The 18,114-nt window shown below is 46.4% G+C and carries 11 protein-coding genes; 3 read left to right on the top strand and 8 right to left on the bottom strand.

Features of this window, described 5'->3' with window-relative positions; translation table 11 throughout:
• Positions 1 to 33: 33 nt before the first annotated feature.
• The 8 genes from FBQ74_RS03060 to FBQ74_RS03095 form a co-directional block, all read right to left on the bottom strand.
• Complete coding sequence (locus FBQ74_RS03060; protein ID WP_139755265.1) at positions 34 to 2,148, bottom strand: TonB-dependent siderophore receptor; 2,115 nt, start codon at positions 2,146 to 2,148, stop codon at positions 34 to 36.
• A gap of 212 nt (positions 2,149 to 2,360) precedes the next feature.
• On the bottom strand, positions 2,361 to 3,410 hold the full coding sequence (locus FBQ74_RS03065) for a succinylglutamate desuccinylase/aspartoacylase family protein (RefSeq protein ID WP_232371964.1): 1,050 nt from the start codon (positions 3,408 to 3,410) through the stop codon (positions 2,361 to 2,363).
• A gap of 157 nt (positions 3,411 to 3,567) precedes the next feature.
• Positions 3,568 to 4,833 carry a DUF3526 domain-containing protein gene (locus FBQ74_RS03070; protein ID WP_139755266.1) on the bottom strand — a complete coding sequence of 422 codons (1,266 nt, stop codon included), beginning with the start codon at positions 4,831 to 4,833 and terminating at the stop codon, positions 3,568 to 3,570.
• The gene (locus FBQ74_RS03075; protein ID WP_139755267.1) at positions 4,830 to 6,263 is read right to left on the bottom strand and encodes a DUF3526 domain-containing protein; all 1,434 of its coding nucleotides are present in this window, start codon (positions 6,261 to 6,263) and stop codon (positions 4,830 to 4,832) included. Before FBQ74_RS03075 ends, FBQ74_RS03070 begins: the two co-directional genes overlap by 4 nt.
• Positions 6,260 to 6,982 carry an ABC transporter ATP-binding protein gene (locus FBQ74_RS03080; RefSeq protein ID WP_139755268.1) on the bottom strand — a complete coding sequence of 241 codons (723 nt, stop codon included), beginning with the start codon at positions 6,980 to 6,982 and terminating at the stop codon, positions 6,260 to 6,262. The genes FBQ74_RS03075 and FBQ74_RS03080 overlap by 4 nt, the downstream gene beginning before the upstream one ends.
• A gap of 290 nt (positions 6,983 to 7,272) precedes the next feature.
• A complete protein-coding gene (locus FBQ74_RS03085) occupies positions 7,273 to 7,938 on the bottom strand; it encodes a PEP-CTERM sorting domain-containing protein (RefSeq protein ID WP_139755269.1) in 666 nt (221 codons plus the stop codon).
• A 162-nt stretch (positions 7,939 to 8,100) separates the two neighbouring features.
• A complete protein-coding gene (locus FBQ74_RS03090) occupies positions 8,101 to 9,636 on the bottom strand; it encodes an alpha-N-arabinofuranosidase (protein ID WP_139755270.1) in 1,536 nt (511 codons plus the stop codon).
• Between the two features lies 1 nt (position 9,637).
• Positions 9,638 to 10,603 carry a glycoside hydrolase family 43 protein gene (locus FBQ74_RS03095; protein WP_139755271.1) on the bottom strand — a complete coding sequence of 322 codons (966 nt, stop codon included), beginning with the start codon at positions 10,601 to 10,603 and terminating at the stop codon, positions 9,638 to 9,640.
• A 548-nt stretch (positions 10,604 to 11,151) separates the two neighbouring features.
• Between FBQ74_RS03095 and FBQ74_RS03100 the strand changes: the two genes are divergently transcribed.
• The 3 genes from FBQ74_RS03100 to FBQ74_RS03110 all read left to right on the top strand — a co-directional run bounded on the left by FBQ74_RS03100 (position 11,152) and on the right by FBQ74_RS03110 (position 18,108).
• Positions 11,152 to 13,968: a TonB-dependent receptor gene (locus FBQ74_RS03100; RefSeq protein WP_139755272.1), complete on the top strand. Its 2,817-nt coding sequence runs from the start codon at positions 11,152 to 11,154 to the stop codon at positions 13,966 to 13,968.
• A gap of 259 nt (positions 13,969 to 14,227) precedes the next feature.
• Complete coding sequence (locus FBQ74_RS03105; RefSeq protein ID WP_139755273.1) at positions 14,228 to 15,634, top strand: MFS transporter; 1,407 nt, start codon at positions 14,228 to 14,230, stop codon at positions 15,632 to 15,634.
• Entirely contained in the window at positions 15,631 to 18,108 is a 2,478-nt protein-coding gene (locus FBQ74_RS03110; RefSeq protein WP_232371965.1) for a beta-L-arabinofuranosidase domain-containing protein, read from the top strand. The genes FBQ74_RS03105 and FBQ74_RS03110 overlap by 4 nt, the downstream gene beginning before the upstream one ends.
• Positions 18,109 to 18,114: the final 6 nt, after the last annotated feature.

The raw sequence follows: 18,114 nt of genomic DNA on the forward strand, positions 1-18,114 counted from the left end.
TGCCGGAGCAGACTGGAGTGCATGTCCAAAAGATCAGAACTGATATTTTACACTGGCTGTGTAGTTAAGTGGCGAGCCTGGCATAGTCCACAACTTGTGATAAGAATTCTCAAAATATTCTTCATCTAATACATTGTTGATGTCAACTTTCACACTCAGATTTTGTGTAAGCACCATAGAGGCTGATACATTGACCAGCGTATATGAAGGAAGAATATAGTCGGGGTCCGTGGTCTCACCCAGACGGTCGCCCACATAACGTGCCGTGGCACCCAGATATACTTCTTTAGACATAATGTTCGCGTAATGTTGCAAAGATATATAGCCCGCGTTTTTGGCAACATTAATGAGTCGCGCACCCTTTGGAATTGTGACGCCCCAGTCTGAGTTTATTGATTCATTAGCCGTTTTCGCATCGGTATACGCATAGCCAAGCTCAAGCCGGGTGTTATCGGTTAAATCGGTAGTAAGTTGCAGCTCAATCCCCTGGCTTTCAACTTCACCTAAGGTGGCTGAAAAGCCGGTATTTGGCTCGGCGGTAAGCATATTTTCTTTTTCTGCACTAAACAAAGCAATGCTGCCAGAGAAACGCCCGCCGACATTCTGCCACTTTGCACCCAGCTCGTAGGAAACTGTCTCTTCAGGATCAAAGGCATTTCTGTCAGCGTCTAACCCTGGATTAGGTCTGAATCCTTGTGCATAGCTGGTATAGATATTAACGCTATCGTTGATATCGTAAACAAGACCTAACCGTGGAGAGAACTGAGTTTGATCCTGCTCTTGCGATAATCCGGTCAATTTATTGAGAATTTCCTGATCGAACTTATCTACACGAAAGCCAATCAGAAATTTTGTATTGTTAGTTAGCTCTGCCAGATTCTGGGCGTAAAAACCCTGACCGGTTTGCTTTTCTGCGGTCAACGTTGTTGGCGATACGTCAGGTCTTGGAATCGTGTAATCTGGGTTTTGAGGGTCAATGCTGTACGTCGTGTCCTGCGAGCCCCAGTCTGTACGCCACCGTCTGTAATCGGTATCCAGATGATAATTGTAATAATCTATTCCCATCAGCACATTATTGACAATGGAGCCTAGAGCAACTTCGCCGCTTAGTTCAAAACGCGTAGACAAATCGCGCGCCTGATAGTCACGGGTTCGTCTTTGACGGGAAAGAATGGTCGGATCGGTGTATAATAACTGGCGACCATCAGAAAGCTCAGTGTCTGAGGATTGTCCCTCAAATGATGAATCTCGGTAGTAGAGGCCTGCTAACAGGTGCCAGTCACGATTAAGCGCATGATTCGCAACTAACTGATGGCCCCAGGCTTTGACCTCGTGCGCGCCATCGCGAACATCGCCATAAAAACTTTCTGGCTCAACATTATCCAAGTCGTCATTAAGAACAAATACGCCCCGATCTAAGGGCTTTTCCTGGTCCAGAATTTCCATTTCGTAGGACACATTCGTCGAGTCCGAGATATTCCACAAAAAAGAAGGGTTCAGTGTCAGGTTTTTGAAATAAACCTGATCTCGATAGGTATCAGAATCTTCATAGGAGCCGGTAAGGCGATAAGCGCTCTGCCTGTTCAATCCGTTGGTATAGTCAAACTCAAGCAGCTTTTTATCAAAATTCCCAGCAGTTGCCTGAATATATCCCTGCTCATCAAAGCGTGGTTTCTTAGTGATAATGTTAATAGTCCCGCCTGGCTCACCCTGGCCATAAAGCGCTGAACCCGGGCCTTTCATGACTTCCACTGTTTCAATGTTTACCGTACCTCGGTTACCACTATAACCGCGCACGTTAAAGCCATTAATCAGGTAGCCGGTAGGGTTATTTTCATCGCCTGAAAAGCCACGAATTGCAAAACTATCGAACATCCCGCCGGAATTATTTTGTCTGACGATACTGGGCGAAAAGTCCAGCGCATCAATAAACCGCGTAATTCCTTCATTATCCAGCGTTTCTGCATTAATACGGTCTACTGCTTGCGGCGTTTCAAATAACGGTACATTTCCTCTGAAAGGCTGCCAGTGCTGCCGGACCTCGATATGCTCGATGTCTTCAACAGCATCATTACTGGCCGCATTTTGATTTTGTGCGCTGGCGAACGCGGAGACAAACATAAGAGAGTAAAGAACAGGTGGTTTCATAACTGCTTAATAAATAATTAAAATAGTAGTTAAATGATATAATATAACATTTCATTCGGCAATTGCGGCAACCCATAATCAACTTCTGATTTGTTGATTTCATCTCAAGATAGCTAGTTATCAGCGCAGGGATTAGCACAGGTTTTGTCCGTGCCGATAGATGCGAGAATAGCCGGGTACCAATTGAACAAAATACCCGGCGAGGGAACCTACTATTTTTGAACGATGCCTATGGCCACAGGCGACTCACCGTTTTTGACTGGTGGCGTTTCATTAATCATCAAAATAGTGCCATGGGTGGGGGCAGTTATTGTTTGCTGAATGTTGCCAAAATAATCTGTGACGGTACCCAGCCTGGTCCCGGGCTTCACCTTGTCACCGATTGTCTTTAGGGGGGTGAAAAAACCATCGTGCTCACTTTTTATATACTTTACGTCCTTATAAATGACCGGTTTCGGATGAACAGCACGTTCTCCGGGAAGCATACTCAGAAATATCATTGTGTTTTTAGTAACGTCAAAAGCAAATTCAATGGACTTTTCATCGCGCTGGGCAAGATGGCCTATCTCGGTGGTCAGCCCGGGAATACCGCGCGTCATCGCAGTGTTGGGAAATGACACAGAATTAGCTGGATCCCGTGGTCTGTCTCCGTACATAACGATATGTTGCATACCTGTGGCTTTAGCAAAATCAAAGGTTAGTGCATCAAGTTTTTTGTCGCCGACAAACGGTGAATAAACATGATTGAGTAATTTCTGATTTGAGCTTCCTGAATGCATATCCACAAAAAAATCGATTTTACTGATAAATTCGCGGGTCAGCAGGTCAGCAATCTGTTCCGTCGCTGTGCCCGTTGGGCTGCCGGGAAACTCACGATTAAGGTTCTTTTCATCCTTTGGGTTGAGTGCCAGGCGTCGACCGTGAAAACCGTCCAGATTAGCAAGATGTAAAACGATAACCGTGCCATTTATTGTTGATGCATCAAGTGCTTTTGCCAGCCTTTGTAGCGCAAACATCGAGGGGAATTCATCGCCATGAGTCCCTGCTGCCAATAGTAAAGTGGGGCCTGATTTTGCGCCATTAACAACCGTCACCGGCAATTTTATATCATTGTGTGAAGCGATGTAGGCTCGCTTTTCGCCCGGTTCTGTTGTCTCTCCCATCAGTTCAAAACTATCTTTGGCTTCTGCCTGGGAATAAAAAGCGCAGAGCAGAATGAACATGTATTTCTTTAATATGCGCAGTGGCGGTACGTTTCGCATGTAGAATAAACCTTGTTTGTGATGATGAAGTCCTAAGCGGCCAGTGCCGCCAGGATCGTGAGAATGAAATAAACCAATAATGAGCGACGGTGATTTTTATTAACGCCCGGACTGCTATTAAGCCCGCGGCGACTTATTTGCTATTGCTGCATCGTAATTATCGATCTGCTTTTTTATCGAGGTCGAATTCAGGGCGTTTTTTTAATGCAGCCTCATCGTAGTCAGCATTACCAAACAACAACGGGTAATAAAAGTGACGTAATTCAGCGTGAAAAGCTCGAACGCGATCGTTGTATTGCCAGGCAGCAGTAGCGTCAGTTTCGGCCCAACGAGTAAGCTGACGCTGAAGCAAGGTCGCGGGCGACAATAATGCTACCCATCCTGCTGCCTGATATCTGTCTTGCGCTGTCTGCTGATAGGCCTGTGCCAGGGGCAAAGCTTTCTCATCGCCAACCTGCTGAAACGCGTAATACCATTTCCATTCAAACAGGCTGCTGGTTTCTGTTTTCCCTGTCCATTCCGGATGATTTTTCAAAAATGCAGTCATAGTGGTTTCGTGGGGCAAATCCCATGCGGCGTTTACTGCTTCACGCTGAGTCATCAGCACAGCGCCGCCCTGCGGTCCGTGGTAATAATCTTTAATAAACACATTACCTGCAGAAGGAATAATGAAAGAGGTCAGAAGCCACACACCCAATATACAGGATGCTAATACCGGGGCGGTGGCGTTTACGCGCGAGATCCAATAACAAAGTGCTGCCCATCCCAACAGGTATGCTGCAACGACTACGGCTACCAATAGTGTCAGGCCGGCGGAGACTCCATTAACAACTGCGCCTACAATAAAAGGCAAAACAAGCGCCAGCCATAACAGAGCTACCATAATACCAGTGCGCAGCGGCCATAAATTGTAACGATGTTTTCGGGTCACCATTAAAAAGGCATAGCGACCCGCTGCCCGTTCGCTGGCCCGCAAATCGTGGAGCAATAGAAGCAGCAGTAGTGGTGCAAAAACTGCCACAACAAACGTAAAGTCAATTTTGCCTGCCAGTGCCAATTCCGGGTTTTGCGTATCAGACTCGTGAATCTGCCCTTCCAGCGCCAGCATTCGGATCCGATGCTTCCATGGATATACGTCTCTGACGCCCAACGCTGCAAAAGCAAGCGGGGAGGGCGGCGCATAAGTCAGATGGAACGTATAATAAGCAATATAGCCGTAATCATTGTATTGCTTTGAAACGGCACTTCTGTCCAGTTTGTCAGCCTCAATTAGTCGTTCGATGGTCGCTCGTTGTTGTGCCACCTCAACACTACCTGTCCATACTGCAAACACCGACAGTAAGGTAGCGATAACCAATAACGCGACAACACTCTTTCTGCGAATCAAAAATAATACTTCGCGGCGAATATCTGCCCAGCTCATAATCGTTTACCTAAAAATAGAAGGGTGCTTATCAACGCGCCGAACAACATAATTAATTGCGCTAATGCCATCATGCTGTTGTGAAGTCGCGCACCGGATTCCAAAGGAGTGAATGAAAACTGAGATAGCATTTGCCAGTTATCAGCGCTCACTGTTGCGGCCTTCTTAGCAGCGTTACTGCGGTACTTGTTCGAGTCCTGTTCCAGCGTCATTCCCTCAGCGTGAAGTTTGTTTAACGCCTGAACAAAGTCGAACCGTGCCTTCTCAGCCTGACGAAGGAATAAGTGATAATTTGTAAGGTCAGTCGCCGCCAGAGTCATAGACGCATTCTGAATAGCAATCATGGGCGACAGCCATCCGAAATGACGATAAATGTCAGCCTGATCTGTTTGCTGCTGCATTTGCTTTTGGGCAAATTGGTTTAACACCTTCGTCAGGTTTGCCTCTGATTGTTGGGCAACAATGCCTTTAAAATTAACGGGCAGTTCGTCAACAGATTCCACATTGTATTTAGCCAGTAAGCTTGCTTTTAAGGCGCTGTTTGCCGGGCCGCTGGTATTATGACCATCACCGATCTCGCGCAATTGTTGCAGCACTGCAAAATCCGTTTCTAACTTACCCGGCGAGTGAATAACAACGCTGGCGGTATTGCTGGCAATCCTTGGTATGATTAAACATAGCAGCATCCAAAGTGTGAGTGAGCCACTGAAGCTCAGCGTATTGGAACGTGTAAAGGCTGATATCGGAAGCACGATTGCAGACCAGATAAGCAGATAGATCCAGTAGCTGGCGATAAAGGTAATTGCAGGTAGTATGGCAGCGCCATCCGTCATGCTGATCAATACACCAACCAATAATGGTGTGCTGATAACCAACGCTGCAGAGAAAAGTGCCAGACCTTTTCCGGCAAGTAGCGTGAGTGGAGATACGCCCTGAACATTGAGAAATTCCAAGGTACCAGCTTCCCGTTCCCGGGTTACTGTGCTAAAACCCAGAATGATGAGCAACATCGGCGCTATGACTTGCATAACAAAAGCCGGTGTTAGCGCGCTTATCCAGGTCAGCCCGCTGCTTTGTTTTTTGTCCGCCAGTGTTGCAGAATTTTGACGATGCCCCTCCAAAAACACAGTGTTACCGGTCAAAGCATCGATACCAGGGTCGAGTGTGCCCAATGGTGGTAACCCCCGAAATACATAGTGACCATAATGAATCATTCGGTGTGGATGTCGGTCTGGCTGATCCCTGAAGTTGTGCTCGGCCTCAGACTGCATATGCTCACGCTGATGGGCAGTATCGCTATTGGATGTTCTGGTAATCCAGACTGAGGCTGCTACCAGTGAAAGCGCAATAACAATTACGGCTAAAGATAAGCGCGAGCGTTGCCAATACCGCCACTCGTCGCGCGCAATAATCAGAATTCTGTTGCTCATAGCCTGGCATCCCGAATAAATGCCTCATGAACAACTTCCGAATCGATATAGCCTTCCTCCGGGGCTTCAAACATGCCGACAATCTGTCCATCCCGCAGCAATCCGATGTTATTAGCGACATGACACGCGCCGTAAACATCATGGGTAACCATAAGGATTGTGGAGCCTTGTGCAGAAAGCTGAGATATCAGGCGATTGAATTCATCAATCGCCACCGGATCCAGGCCCGATGTAGGTTCGTCCAGAAATAAAATTGGTGCATCACGTAACAGCGCCAGTGCAATGGCTGTTTTCTGACGCATCCCTTTGGAATATCTGTCAAACTTCGTGTGCCAGGCAGACTCTTGTAAAGCAACCCGCTTAAGCGATGAAGCTATGGCGTCATCGCTTTTGGGCCTTCCGGAAAGAGAAAGAAAATACCGGATGTTTTCAAAAGCCGTCAGGTGACCATAGAGCATAACTGACTCAGGCAGATAAGCGACCTTCTCACGAACTAATTCAGATGAGGTATGTATATTCTGGCCAATCAGCTTTGCCTCACCGGAGGAGGGCTTCATCAACCCCAAAAAGGTTTTCACGGTGGTTGATTTACCTGCACCATTCCCCCCCAGAAGCGCAATTACCTCGCCTTCTTTAGCTGAAAATGAAACGTTATTAAGTATTTTTCTGGAGCGAACCTTCACACACAGATTCGAAGCTTCGATAACCACATCGGACATGTTGTAAACCCAAAGACACATTTTATTTGATATGAAATGTTATATTATAACATTTAATTGTATGAACAAAGAGGTGCTGGAGAGGAATTAAAGTAAAAATGTTGAGTTACCAATCACATAAGATGAACAGCAGGTAGAATTATTAATAAGAGACTAGGGGCCGGGGACTGTAGCTCGGCAGTAAAATATCGTGGAATATAATTATTAACCGATCGAACAAAAAAGAAATAAAGCTAACTGGCTTTAAAAAGAGAAGAAAACGGCAGAGAGGGGCTCTGCCGTCAGTTTTGCTATTTTGACTTACGCTTCGATAAGCCTAATGCCAGCATGACCAGACTGAAAATGCCCAGCGTTGCCGGAGCAGGTACTTCATTAATCTGCGCTGTTAACTCGGCATAAGAATGACCGATGACGATATCGCCATTTAATAAGCCATCCAGGTTACCAATATTGAGGCCCAGACCTGTTAGATCTACAGCATTAAAGCTTAACCGTAACGCATTTACCCCCATGGAGCAGAACATATCTGTACATTCGCCATATTGTTCATTCAGAATAAGGTTTAAACCAGCAATACCACTCACATTCAATACTTCGAAGTTCGGTGACGTCTGAATCAGGCAGTCAGCGTCAACCTGTAATCCTAACGATGCTAAATCCAGTTCACCCAGCCCGAAAAGGTTTATTGATAAATCCTCAACATAGGATGTACCCATTGCATTCAGGCTGCCGTAATCTCCGCTAACCGAAGCTTCCGAATAGATTGTCGAAGATGAAACGTTCACAGCGGTTTCAGTGACAAGCGAAAGAAAGTTAGTATTAAGCACATCCAAATCGAGATCATTGGTAGTCGTGCTGGCAGACGCTATACGAGTACATGCATTACCATCAACATTAGAACTTGCCGATGTACTCAATAGCGTTTCCTCAGCCACTGCAGCGGCCTGTACCTGCAATAATTTCCTATAGAGATACCAACTGTATTGTTAAGTGGTGTTCGGGGAATAGTAATGGTTAAAGCAAAAAGGCGAGTTTCTATCTCGGAGTAATATTTTCGCGAGACGAATAAAAGGCTGAAATGGCCACATGAAAACCATTTCAGCCTTGGCGGGAAATTATTAAAGCGCTACCACTACGATTGATTTTGCTGGTAGTGTGAAGTCATCTGCAGTAGCTTCAAATGCCTTTGGTGTTACAGCATCCTTATTATCGAAGGTATTCTTAGCCGTCATCTCTGCGGCAGTCAGAATTTCACCTTTGAGTGTTTCATCTAACCCACCTGAAACATCCAGCTTGATACTCGCACTATTGTTCGGATCGAGGTTGACCAGAGCCAGGTAGGTGCGGCCGTCTTTACCTTTCGCCAGCGAGCCTGTGACAGCTGGAACGGCCTTACCACCCATGGTGTAGTCAGGAGCATCCAGCGTTAAGGGAATGGAAGTGGCATCCTGAAACACGCTATACATATCGTATATATGATAGGTCGGTGTTTTAAGCATATCCGGGCCGTCGGTCAGAATCATCGCCTGAAGAACGTTAACCATCTGCGCAATATTGGTCATATGCACGCGCTTGGCATACGCATGAAATAAATTCAGATTAACTGCTGCAACGACCGCATCACGAAGGGTATTCTGCTGATATAAAAAGCCGGGTTCACGGCCTTCTTCAGCATCATACCAGGTACCCCATTCATCAACATAAAACCCGAGCTCACCTTCAGGGTCATTTTTATCCAGAATAGCAATATTGTTTTTCAGATACTCGTCCATGCGGTACGTGCGTTCCAGAGTGGCGAACCACATCTTTTCATCAAACTCAGTAGCGTGACCCTTGGTTTCCCATTCATCGTTAGGCAGGGTGTAAAAATGGTAACTGATACCATCCATATCACGCTCAATGTTTTTACTCAAAACATCGGTCCACTGGGTATCTTCAGTATGCCCGCCGCTACCTACTAACAATGGTTTTTTTCCCGGTGGTGTTTTTAGAAACGTCGCGTATTGACGATATAGATCCGTATAGTAATCAGGCTCCATGTGACCACCACAGCCCCAAGATTCATTGCCGATACCAAAATACTTTATGTCCCAGGGTTTATCGCGTCCGTTAGCGCGTCTTTGATTGGCCAGTGTGGAGTTTTTGTCGGAGGTCATATACTCCATCCACTCAGCCATTTCTCTGACAGTGCCACTACCCAGATTACCGTTAATGTAAACCTCGGCACCAAGTAGCTCGGCTAAATCAAAAAATTCATGGGTGCCTACTGCATTGGTTTCCTCAACGCCGCCCCAGTGCGTATTCACTTTGACAGGTCTTTCATCTTTGGGACCAATGCCATCACGCCAATGGTATTCGTCGGCAAAGCAGCCTCCGGGCCAGCGTACCAGAGGCACCTCCATCTCTTTCAACGCATTAATGACATCGTTACGAAAGCCCTTTGTATTGGGTATAGAAGAGTCCGGGCCGACCCATAATCCTTCATAAATACCTCTGCCCAAGTGCTCAGCAAACTGGCCATAAATATCTTTGTTTATGACCGGTCCCTGCTTACTTAAGTCAGCTGAAACGGTGACCTGATGGGTAGCTGCAGTCGCTACACCCGTCGACAACGCCACGCTCAGTAACGAGGCTTTTAAGACTGAAAAGCGCATGTTATTTCTCCTGTGCGGGTTCTGTAATACCTTCGGTACTCATGACAACACGCTTAAGCGTGCCATCATCATTGTAAATAAGCGGGTCTATTGCGACTGAGCGACGAAAGCGACCACCACTTGGTTGATCGCCCTTAGGGGGCAGGGCACCGGTATGGTAAATAAAGTAGTCATTACCTTTATATTCAATGATTGATTGATGGTTGGTTTCTGTATTGCCTGCTACTTCATTCAGAATACCTTTGTATTCCCATGGACCATGAATGCTTTTGCTCATTGCGTAACAAATTTTTTCCGGAAACTCACAGGCATAAGATAAGTAATAGTTTTCGCCTTTTTTATGTACCCACGCAGCTTCAGTAAAATTCGGAACATCAATGACTTTGATCTCACCATCCAGCGCGGTGAGGTTGTCTGTCAGCTTGACGTATTTGGGCACCAGGTTGCCGAAAAACATATAAGTATCGCCGTTATCTTCGGTAAAGATAGCCGGATCAATATCATCCCAGTCGTTGGGTGTTTGGGTAGTCATGTCGTTAGTGACAAGCGCATGGCCGATAGCATCTCTGAACGGTCCCGTAGGCGAGTCTGATACAGCTACGCCAATAGCGAAACCCGGTTTTTCTTCGTTATGCCTTACCGTGGTAAAAAAATAAAACTTCCCGCCTTTTTCAATCATATGTGATGCCCAGGCATCACCTATGGCCCATTTAAAATCGGTGGCCTTCATGATTGGTCCATGTGCTTTCCAGTTAACCATGTCTGTCGAGGAAAATGCGAGCCAGTCGTGCATCTCAAAAAAGACATCGTTATTCGGCGCTTCATCATGACCGGTATACAGATAAACCGTATCATCATGGACTAATGCCGCAGGATCCGCGGTGAAAACCTCTTTAATAACAGGGTTATCTGCCATTACGTGGCTGCTAAACATAATTCCTGCGGCGCATAACCAATGCTTTTTCATCTCTCATTCCTCGCTGCGTTACGATAGAGCCAACAGCGACCACGCGCTACTGTCATCTGAAATGTAAAATACTTTTTAATAGTATTGTACTATCAAGTAAGATGTAAACCGTTTTTATATAATATTGTATTAACAATAGGGCGATGAGCAATATGTTTGGGGACAGGCAATCGCTTGTGCACTTTCTTATCATGCTTTCGCCGTTCTTTCAGTTTCAGACAAAGGGCCGTAGACCTTGTAGTGCAGGCGCTATCTGCTGCGTCTATAAGATTTCGAAGTAGAGAATGCTCAGCCCAGTGCAAACTCTGTAGGTAACACTGCTCTTTCTACTTTCAACTAACGCGACAATCTCAGGTTATGAAATCCGTAAATTCGTTAACGTTTTATTATTGACAGCTCAAATGTAATACAATAATATCAACTCAGAATAACAAATAATTAACAGTAGGGCCCCTGGCCTTAAACACATAAAGTCAGTTCAAACTCAAGCCTTGTACAGAAGTTCAGAACGTTGTTGACTAGGACCATAAGAACCGGAGTAGAAACGTATGTTTAAACGAACACACCTTGCCAGTGCTGTCCTCGTTGCTATGTCCTGCCAATTTGCCTTCGCGCAGGATGATCAGGATGCTCAGACAACCCCGACCCAGGACGGCTCGGACGTTGAAGTTATTGAAGTTTCTGGTGTTCGCGCCAGTCTCAGTAAAGCAATAAACATTAAACGTCAGAACGTTCAAATTGTTGACTCTATTGTTGCAGAAGATATCGGTGAATTTCCCGACAACAATGTTGTAGAGGCGCTTCAGCGTGTTACTGGTATTCAGGTAACTGACCGTGCTTCTGGTGAAGTAAATACAGTCACTGTTCGCGGGCTAACAGACGTGACAACCACAATAAATGGAAGAAACGTATTTACTGCTTCTGGCCGTGCTGTGGCTCTGGCAGATATCCCGGCTGCTTTGCTAAAAACTGTCAATGTATATAAAACACGTTCTGCGTCGCAGATTGGTAGCGGTATTGCCGGTCAGATTGATGTGAAAACACAGCGTCCTTTTGACTTTGATGATCGTACGTTTGTACTTGCCGGCCGCGCTATACATCAGGAACAGGCAGATAAAACGGATCCGCAGTTAAGCTTCCTTGCAACGGATACCTGGGAAGTTGATGGCGGTGATTTCGGCGCGCTGCTTAACGTGTCATATACGCGCACTAATTTCCGTGACCAAAGCATCACTGCAGGCGCTATGTTGCCATTTGCGACAGAAAACCCTTCTGCGCAAAAACTGGATGGTTCTGGCTATGGGCCGTTAGAACGTATTTTCCCAGACCAATGTTCTCCACAATGCTGGTCGCCTGGTATGGAAAACGGCTTGCCATTTGCAGCGGGCTCTACGCTAAACATCAATGGTACAGATGAACCTTATTACCTAAGTCGTGATGCAATATTCGGTTCAGATTTTCAAGGGGAGCGTGAACGTCCCGCGGTCAATTTGTCACTGCAATGGGCGCCTAACGACTATTCGACTTATACCTTCGAAGGCTTTTATAACGGCTATGAACAAGAGTCTTTCAACTCACTGTTTTTTCAGTTCGTAGATTGGTGGGGGGATGTCGATCCTAATGATCCAGTCGGTCTAATCGACGGCACTAATATTATTGAATCGCGTTACGTAAATAATGCGTTTAACTTTACCTCTGGTGATGTAACGCAAAGTGAAACTGACAGCTATTTGTTATCGTTAGGCGGTGACTGGCAGATCAATGACTTTTTAAATGTGAAGTCTGAGGTTTATTATCAAAAGTCTGAGTTTACTACTGAGTTCTTCGCTGTTCGGGGAACAACATCGCAGCCGCGTCTTTATGTTGAAACTAATGATGGTAACGACATCCCTTCGTTAGTGTACGAGAATTCTGATCCAACAAACGCGTCACTTTATAACGTTGGTGAAACATTTGAGAATGGCTCATCGTCGGAAGGTGACTCAATAACATGGACGGTCGATGCCGAGTATTTTGTTGATAACGCGTTTTTCACTAAAGTACAATTTGGTAGTTTCGTAGACCGTAGAACCGCAGAACAGGGTAATTACGACTTTACCGGCGGTGTAATCGGTGGTCTGTTAAGCGACTATGATGAAAACCTGCAGTATCGAAATGAAAACTTTTTCGATGGTAATGCCACATTCCCAGAATCCTGGGTAGCAGCTGATGGTTACTATGCTTTTGCTAACCGTGACAGATATCGTGAACTATCTGGGTTAACGGGTATATATCAGGATCAGTTTGGCCAAGACGCACCTAGAATCAGAACTAATTTTGATATCGAAGAAACCACCATCGCTTTGTATGCCGAAGCAGAATATAACACTGAGCTATTTGGCAAAGTATTAGATGGTGAGATTGGCTTACGTTATGAAATGAACGAAGCTGACATGACCTTCTTTACTCTTGACCCTACGTTGCCGCCGCAAAGCACTGCAGAGCGTGATGATAATACATTGTTACCGAGTCTGGTTGCTCGTTATCATCTTACCGACGACCTGATGGCGCGAGTGGCTTACACAGAAACGATTCGTCGTCCTGCATTTGAGCAGCTAAATGCCTACACCAGCTATCAGCCCGACTTGACAGACGTTGGCTACGGTACTGGTACGGGCGGAAACCCGAACCTTGAACCTGTCGAGTCACAGAATTGGGACTTTGCCCTGGAATGGTATTTCGCGCCGGAAAGCTCGGTATACGCAACATACTTCACCCGCGATATTGAAGGTATCGTATTTGACTCAATCGTGGCTGAGCAATATCAGGGGCCAACTGACGATGCCCCAGGCACTTACATCGTTTCAAAACCGGCCAATACCTCTAACGGCAAGTTAGATGGGTGGGAACTGGGTACTGTGTACTTCCCGGAAAACCTGCCGGGTATGCTGGATGGTCTAGGTGTGCAGGCCAGCTATACTATTCTTGATTCTGAACAAGATATTCCATTGTTCAACGAAGATGGTGGAATTGATGGCTATGACACTCGCCCAATTTTCGGTGTGTCAGATACGTCGTACTCAGCGATACTTATCTACGATAATGAAGAACTGAGCATGCGCCTATCCTATGTATGGCGTGACGACTTCCTCAATAACTATGAAGATCGTTTGTTCGCAAACCCATTGGGCGTATACAGAGAACCTGAAAAATCTATGGACTTCCAGTTGAGTTATGATGCAACAGAAGACCTGACGGTGACCTTTGATGCGACGAATCTGACAGAGGAAATCTATCAGAGTTATTATGAGTACCCAAGTACGCATAATTTTGGAAGCGCATTGTACAGCAGAACTTTTGCACTGGGTTTCCGCTACCGTATGTAGTAAACCTGTTATCGAAAACCCGGCCTTGCGCCGGGTTTTTTTATTAGTATTGGCAGTTAAAGGTAAAACGTTAGCGCTAGGGTAAAAAGAAACAGCGACAATCATTGCGTTTACATTGGTATGATAATAGTATATTTAAAATTAACATTTGGTTTGCAATTTGTTGTAATCCGCCGTTACTCCAGTTAACGGGTAACATCATCATTTCAAATGAACCAGGGATGCGATAGCAGATGGTTCACTAATCGGAACAGGCTGTATGACCACACAAAAACTATCAAAATTAGAAAAGATCGGATTCGGTGCCGGCGATATGGCGGTCAATGTAGTGATCTCATCGATGATGCTGATTATTACGTTCTTCTATACCGATATTTTCGGGTTAAAGCCATCCGATTTGGCCATCATGTTCTTATTGGTGCGATTCATTGATGCTGTCAGCGACCCGCTAATGGGCACCATTACAGATAAGTTTACTACACGATGGGGGCGCTACCGTCCTTACTTTTTATTTTTGTGCGTGCCGTTTGGTATTTCCGTATTCCTTACCTTCAGTACGCCTGATGTTGATTACAACGCCAAGCTGGTCTGGGCTTATTCGACCTATATCTTCGTAACCCTGATGTTTACAGCAGTGACAATCCCCTACATTTCACTGATTGGCGTTATGACCGCAGACCCAAAAGAAAAACTGTCTGCCAACGGATATCGTCTGTTTTTTGCCAAGGTAGCCGCCTTTCTTGTCACTATCATCGTGCCCAAATTGGCAGGTGCCGATTACTGGGACGGTAATATGGCAGAAGGCTACCGTGCAGCGATGGGATTAATGGCGATACTTGCGGTGTTCATGCTGCTGTTTTGCTTTTTTACCACCACTGAGCGACTTGAGCACAAGGTTGATGAAAAACCCTTTAAAGAGCAACTGAAGCTTCTGTTAAAGAATGACCAGTGGATGACACTTTGTGGAGTTTGTGTATTAGGCACTATTGGTTATGTAGTGCGTGGTTCCGTCGCTATCTATTACGCTAAGTATTATCTGGGCGGCGGGCCTGATATGCAGGCTAACTTTATGGCGACTGGTGTAGTAGCAGCTATTCTGGCGATGGTCGCTTCAACCTGGATTACTAAACGCTGGTGTAAGGTCAAACTGTTTCGCTTCAGTCAGATGGCAGTGGGTATTTTAAGTGCCATTATGTTTTTCAGCGTAGGTCAACAGGATGTGCTACTGGCCTTTGTTCTGTATTTCCTCATCTCGTTTGTTGTGGATTTACATGCGCCCATTTTCTGGTCTGCCATTGCCGAGGCGGTTGACTACGGCCAAAGCAAAACCGGCAAGCGTGTAGCTGGCTTATCATTCGGTGGTATTTCTTTTTGCCAGAAAGCCGGAATGGGTCTGGCAGGGGCGATGGTCGGCTGGTTGCTAACCTATTTCAATTACGAAGCAGAGCAGGTTCAAAGCGAATTTACATTAACCGGCATTGCGTTAATGCTCACCATCATTCCAGGCTTATTCCACTTTTTAGTGGGTTTGCTGATGAATCGCTACCGGATTACCGACCAGGAATATCAACGGCTTGCCCTGACCTTGGATGCTGTAAACGAGCACCCTGAAGTAGTCGATGATTTACAAAATTCCGCTGCCGTGGCAAAGGGTCATCAGTCATGAATAAGTCTATTTTGGGCCTGGTTATGAAGCGTCGCTTACTATCCGTCGCGATAGGTAGTGCCATGATAATGGGCTGCCAGCAATCCGCGACGCAGGAACCTCTCACCAGCAATAGCCACAATTCGGCAACGCATCAGCAGGCAGCGATTAACCCCGTATCGAACGCACAACAGGCGTTTGCGTTAAGTCAGGTGTCACTTACCGGGGGGCCCTTCTGGCATGCACAGCAGACCAATATCGATTACTTACTGGCGATGAAGCCAGACCGTCTGTTAGCGCCATATTTACGCGAAGCTGGCCTTGAAACTCAGGCGGATAGCTATGGGAATTGGGAAAATTCCGGACTGGACGGGCACATCGGCGGGCATTACCTGTCTGCGTTATCATTGGCATGGGCGGCAAGTGGGCAGCAGGCACTTAAAGATCGACTTGATTATATGCTTGATGAGCTTGTCCGAGCGCAGGAAGCCAATGGTGGCTATTTAGGTGGAATACCAAATGGTCAGGCTATGTGGCGTGAAATCCGCCAGGGCAATATTAACGCTGATTTGTTTTCATTAAATGACCGGTGGGTGCCGTTATATAACATCGATAAGCTATTCCACGGCCTGCGTGATGCTTACCAAATCGCTGGTAGTGATAAAGCTAAAACTATGTTGCTCGACTTAGGGCAGTGGATGCTTTCTGTTACTGAAAATCTAAGCGATGAACAAATTCAACAAATGCTTTATTCGGAGCACGGCGGGCTTAATGAAGTATTTGCCGATATGGCACTGATTAGTCAGGACCGGCGATATTTGCATCTGGCTCGTCAATTTTCCCACCAAACGATACTGAAGCCGTTAACGCAAAATAAAGACAGATTAACCGGACTTCACGCGAATACGCAGATCCCCAAAGTAATTGGCTTTTTAAAGGTTGCGGAAACAGCGGATGATGCAGCCTGGGAGGCTGCCGCTGAATTTTTCTGGCAGACGGTCACACAGGAACGAAGCGTATCGATTGGCGGCAATAGCGTTAAAGAACACTTCCACGAAAAAGATGATTTCACCCCGATGGTGGAAGATGTAGAGGGACCGGAAACCTGTAATACCTATAACATGATGAAGCTGAGTAAAATGCTATATCTGCGTAGCGGGGAACCGCGCTATCTGGCGTTTTACGAGCGCGCAATGTACAACCATATTCTGTCTTCACAGCACCCCGAGCACGGAGGTCTGGTATATTTCACCTCAATGCGCCCGGGTCATTACCGAATGTATTCGTCGGTCCAGGACTCAATGTGGTGTTGTGTAGGCTCTGGTATTGAAAATCACAGTAAGTATGGCGAGTTGGCGTATACCCATAGCGATAGTGCGTTATGGGTGAATTTATTTATGCCGGCAGCCCTGAACTGGCAGCAAAAAGGCTGGCGGATTGAGACACAAACGCATTTCCCTGATAGCAGTGATGTCACCATCAACCTGCAAAAGACAGATCCTGGCGCTTCATCATTCACCATGCATCTGAGAAAGCCTGAATGGTTGTCTGATGATATGCAACTTACTGTAAACGGCAAGCCTGCCCAAACCACAACGACCGAAGCCGGCTTTATTACTGTGCAGCGACAGTGGCGGGATAACGATACTATCAGCTTCCAGCTTCCTGCTGAACCTGAGGTAGAGCAGCTGCCTGACGGACAGGATTATTATTCTGTGCTTTACGGGCCGGTCGTTCTGGCGACAAAGGTTCAGGCTTTTGAAAATGAAAACCTGAACTTTGTGGCTGATGATAGCCGAATGGGGCATATTGCTGCAGGGCCGGTATGTCCGCCAGAAGCATTGCCGGTGATGCTGGGCGAGCCTGCATCCTTTCTTGAGGGGCTTAAACGCGCTCCCGGAGACAAGCTGGCCTTTCAGGCATCCACTAACGTGGCGGTGGCCAATCAGCCAGAGCGTAAAAGTACCACGCTGATCCCATTTTTCCGCTTGCACGATAGTCGCTATGAGGTGTACTGGCCGCAATTAAGTGAAAGTGACTTTTCATCATTTGTTGAGAATGCTCAAGCCGAAGCGGCGACAGCCAAAGCGCTGCGCAGTATTACTGTCGATGCAGTCAGTCCGGGTCAGCAGCAACCGGAAGTTGAGCATAACTTTAAGGGGCAGCAAACCCGTGCAGGCGTTAATGACGGGCATCACTGGCGCGACGCTACAGGCTGGTTCAGCTATGCGCTCAATAATGAGGAAGGTCGTGCTAAAACGCTGAGACTGACCTATTTCAAAGGCGACACAGACCGGCAGTTTTCGGTGCTGATAAATGGTCAGAAACTGGCTTCGGTTACCTTGCCAGCCAGCTCAGCCACAGATGCGTTCTATACTGTTGATTACGCGCTTACGGATGCCATGCAAAAAGCCCCGACACTCACTGTCCGGTTTGAAGCGCATGATGGCTCAGTGGCAGGCGGTATATATGGCATTCGCCTACTGTCAGAATAGTCTGAT

This window comes from Salinimonas iocasae (assembly GCF_006228385.1).
GTDB lineage: Bacteria > Pseudomonadota > Gammaproteobacteria > Enterobacterales > Alteromonadaceae > Alteromonas > Alteromonas iocasae.

What these genes read in the sequence shown, in the direction of transcription:
- FBQ74_RS03060 (WP_139755265.1), bottom strand. Translation starts at nt 2,148, where the DNA reads ATGAAACCACCTGTTCTTTACTCTCTTATGTTTGTCTCCGCGTTCGCC.
- FBQ74_RS03065 (WP_232371964.1), bottom strand. Translation starts at nt 3,410, where the DNA reads ATGCGAAACGTACCGCCACTGCGCATATTAAAGAAATACATGTTCATT.
- FBQ74_RS03070 (WP_139755266.1), bottom strand. Translation starts at nt 4,833, where the DNA reads ATGAGCTGGGCAGATATTCGCCGCGAAGTATTATTTTTGATTCGCAGA.
- FBQ74_RS03075 (WP_139755267.1), bottom strand. Translation starts at nt 6,263, where the DNA reads ATGAGCAACAGAATTCTGATTATTGCGCGCGACGAGTGGCGGTATTGG.
- FBQ74_RS03080 (WP_139755268.1), bottom strand. Translation starts at nt 6,982, where the DNA reads ATGTCCGATGTGGTTATCGAAGCTTCGAATCTGTGTGTGAAGGTTCGC.
- FBQ74_RS03090 (WP_139755270.1), bottom strand. Translation starts at nt 9,636, where the DNA reads ATGCGCTTTTCAGTCTTAAAAGCCTCGTTACTGAGCGTGGCGTTGTCG.
- FBQ74_RS03095 (WP_139755271.1), bottom strand. Translation starts at nt 10,603, where the DNA reads ATGAAAAAGCATTGGTTATGCGCCGCAGGAATTATGTTTAGCAGCCAC.
- FBQ74_RS03100 (WP_139755272.1), top strand. Translation starts at nt 11,152, where the DNA reads ATGTTTAAACGAACACACCTTGCCAGTGCTGTCCTCGTTGCTATGTCC.
- FBQ74_RS03105 (WP_139755273.1), top strand. Translation starts at nt 14,228, where the DNA reads ATGACCACACAAAAACTATCAAAATTAGAAAAGATCGGATTCGGTGCC.
- FBQ74_RS03110 (WP_232371965.1), top strand. Translation starts at nt 15,631, where the DNA reads ATGAATAAGTCTATTTTGGGCCTGGTTATGAAGCGTCGCTTACTATCC.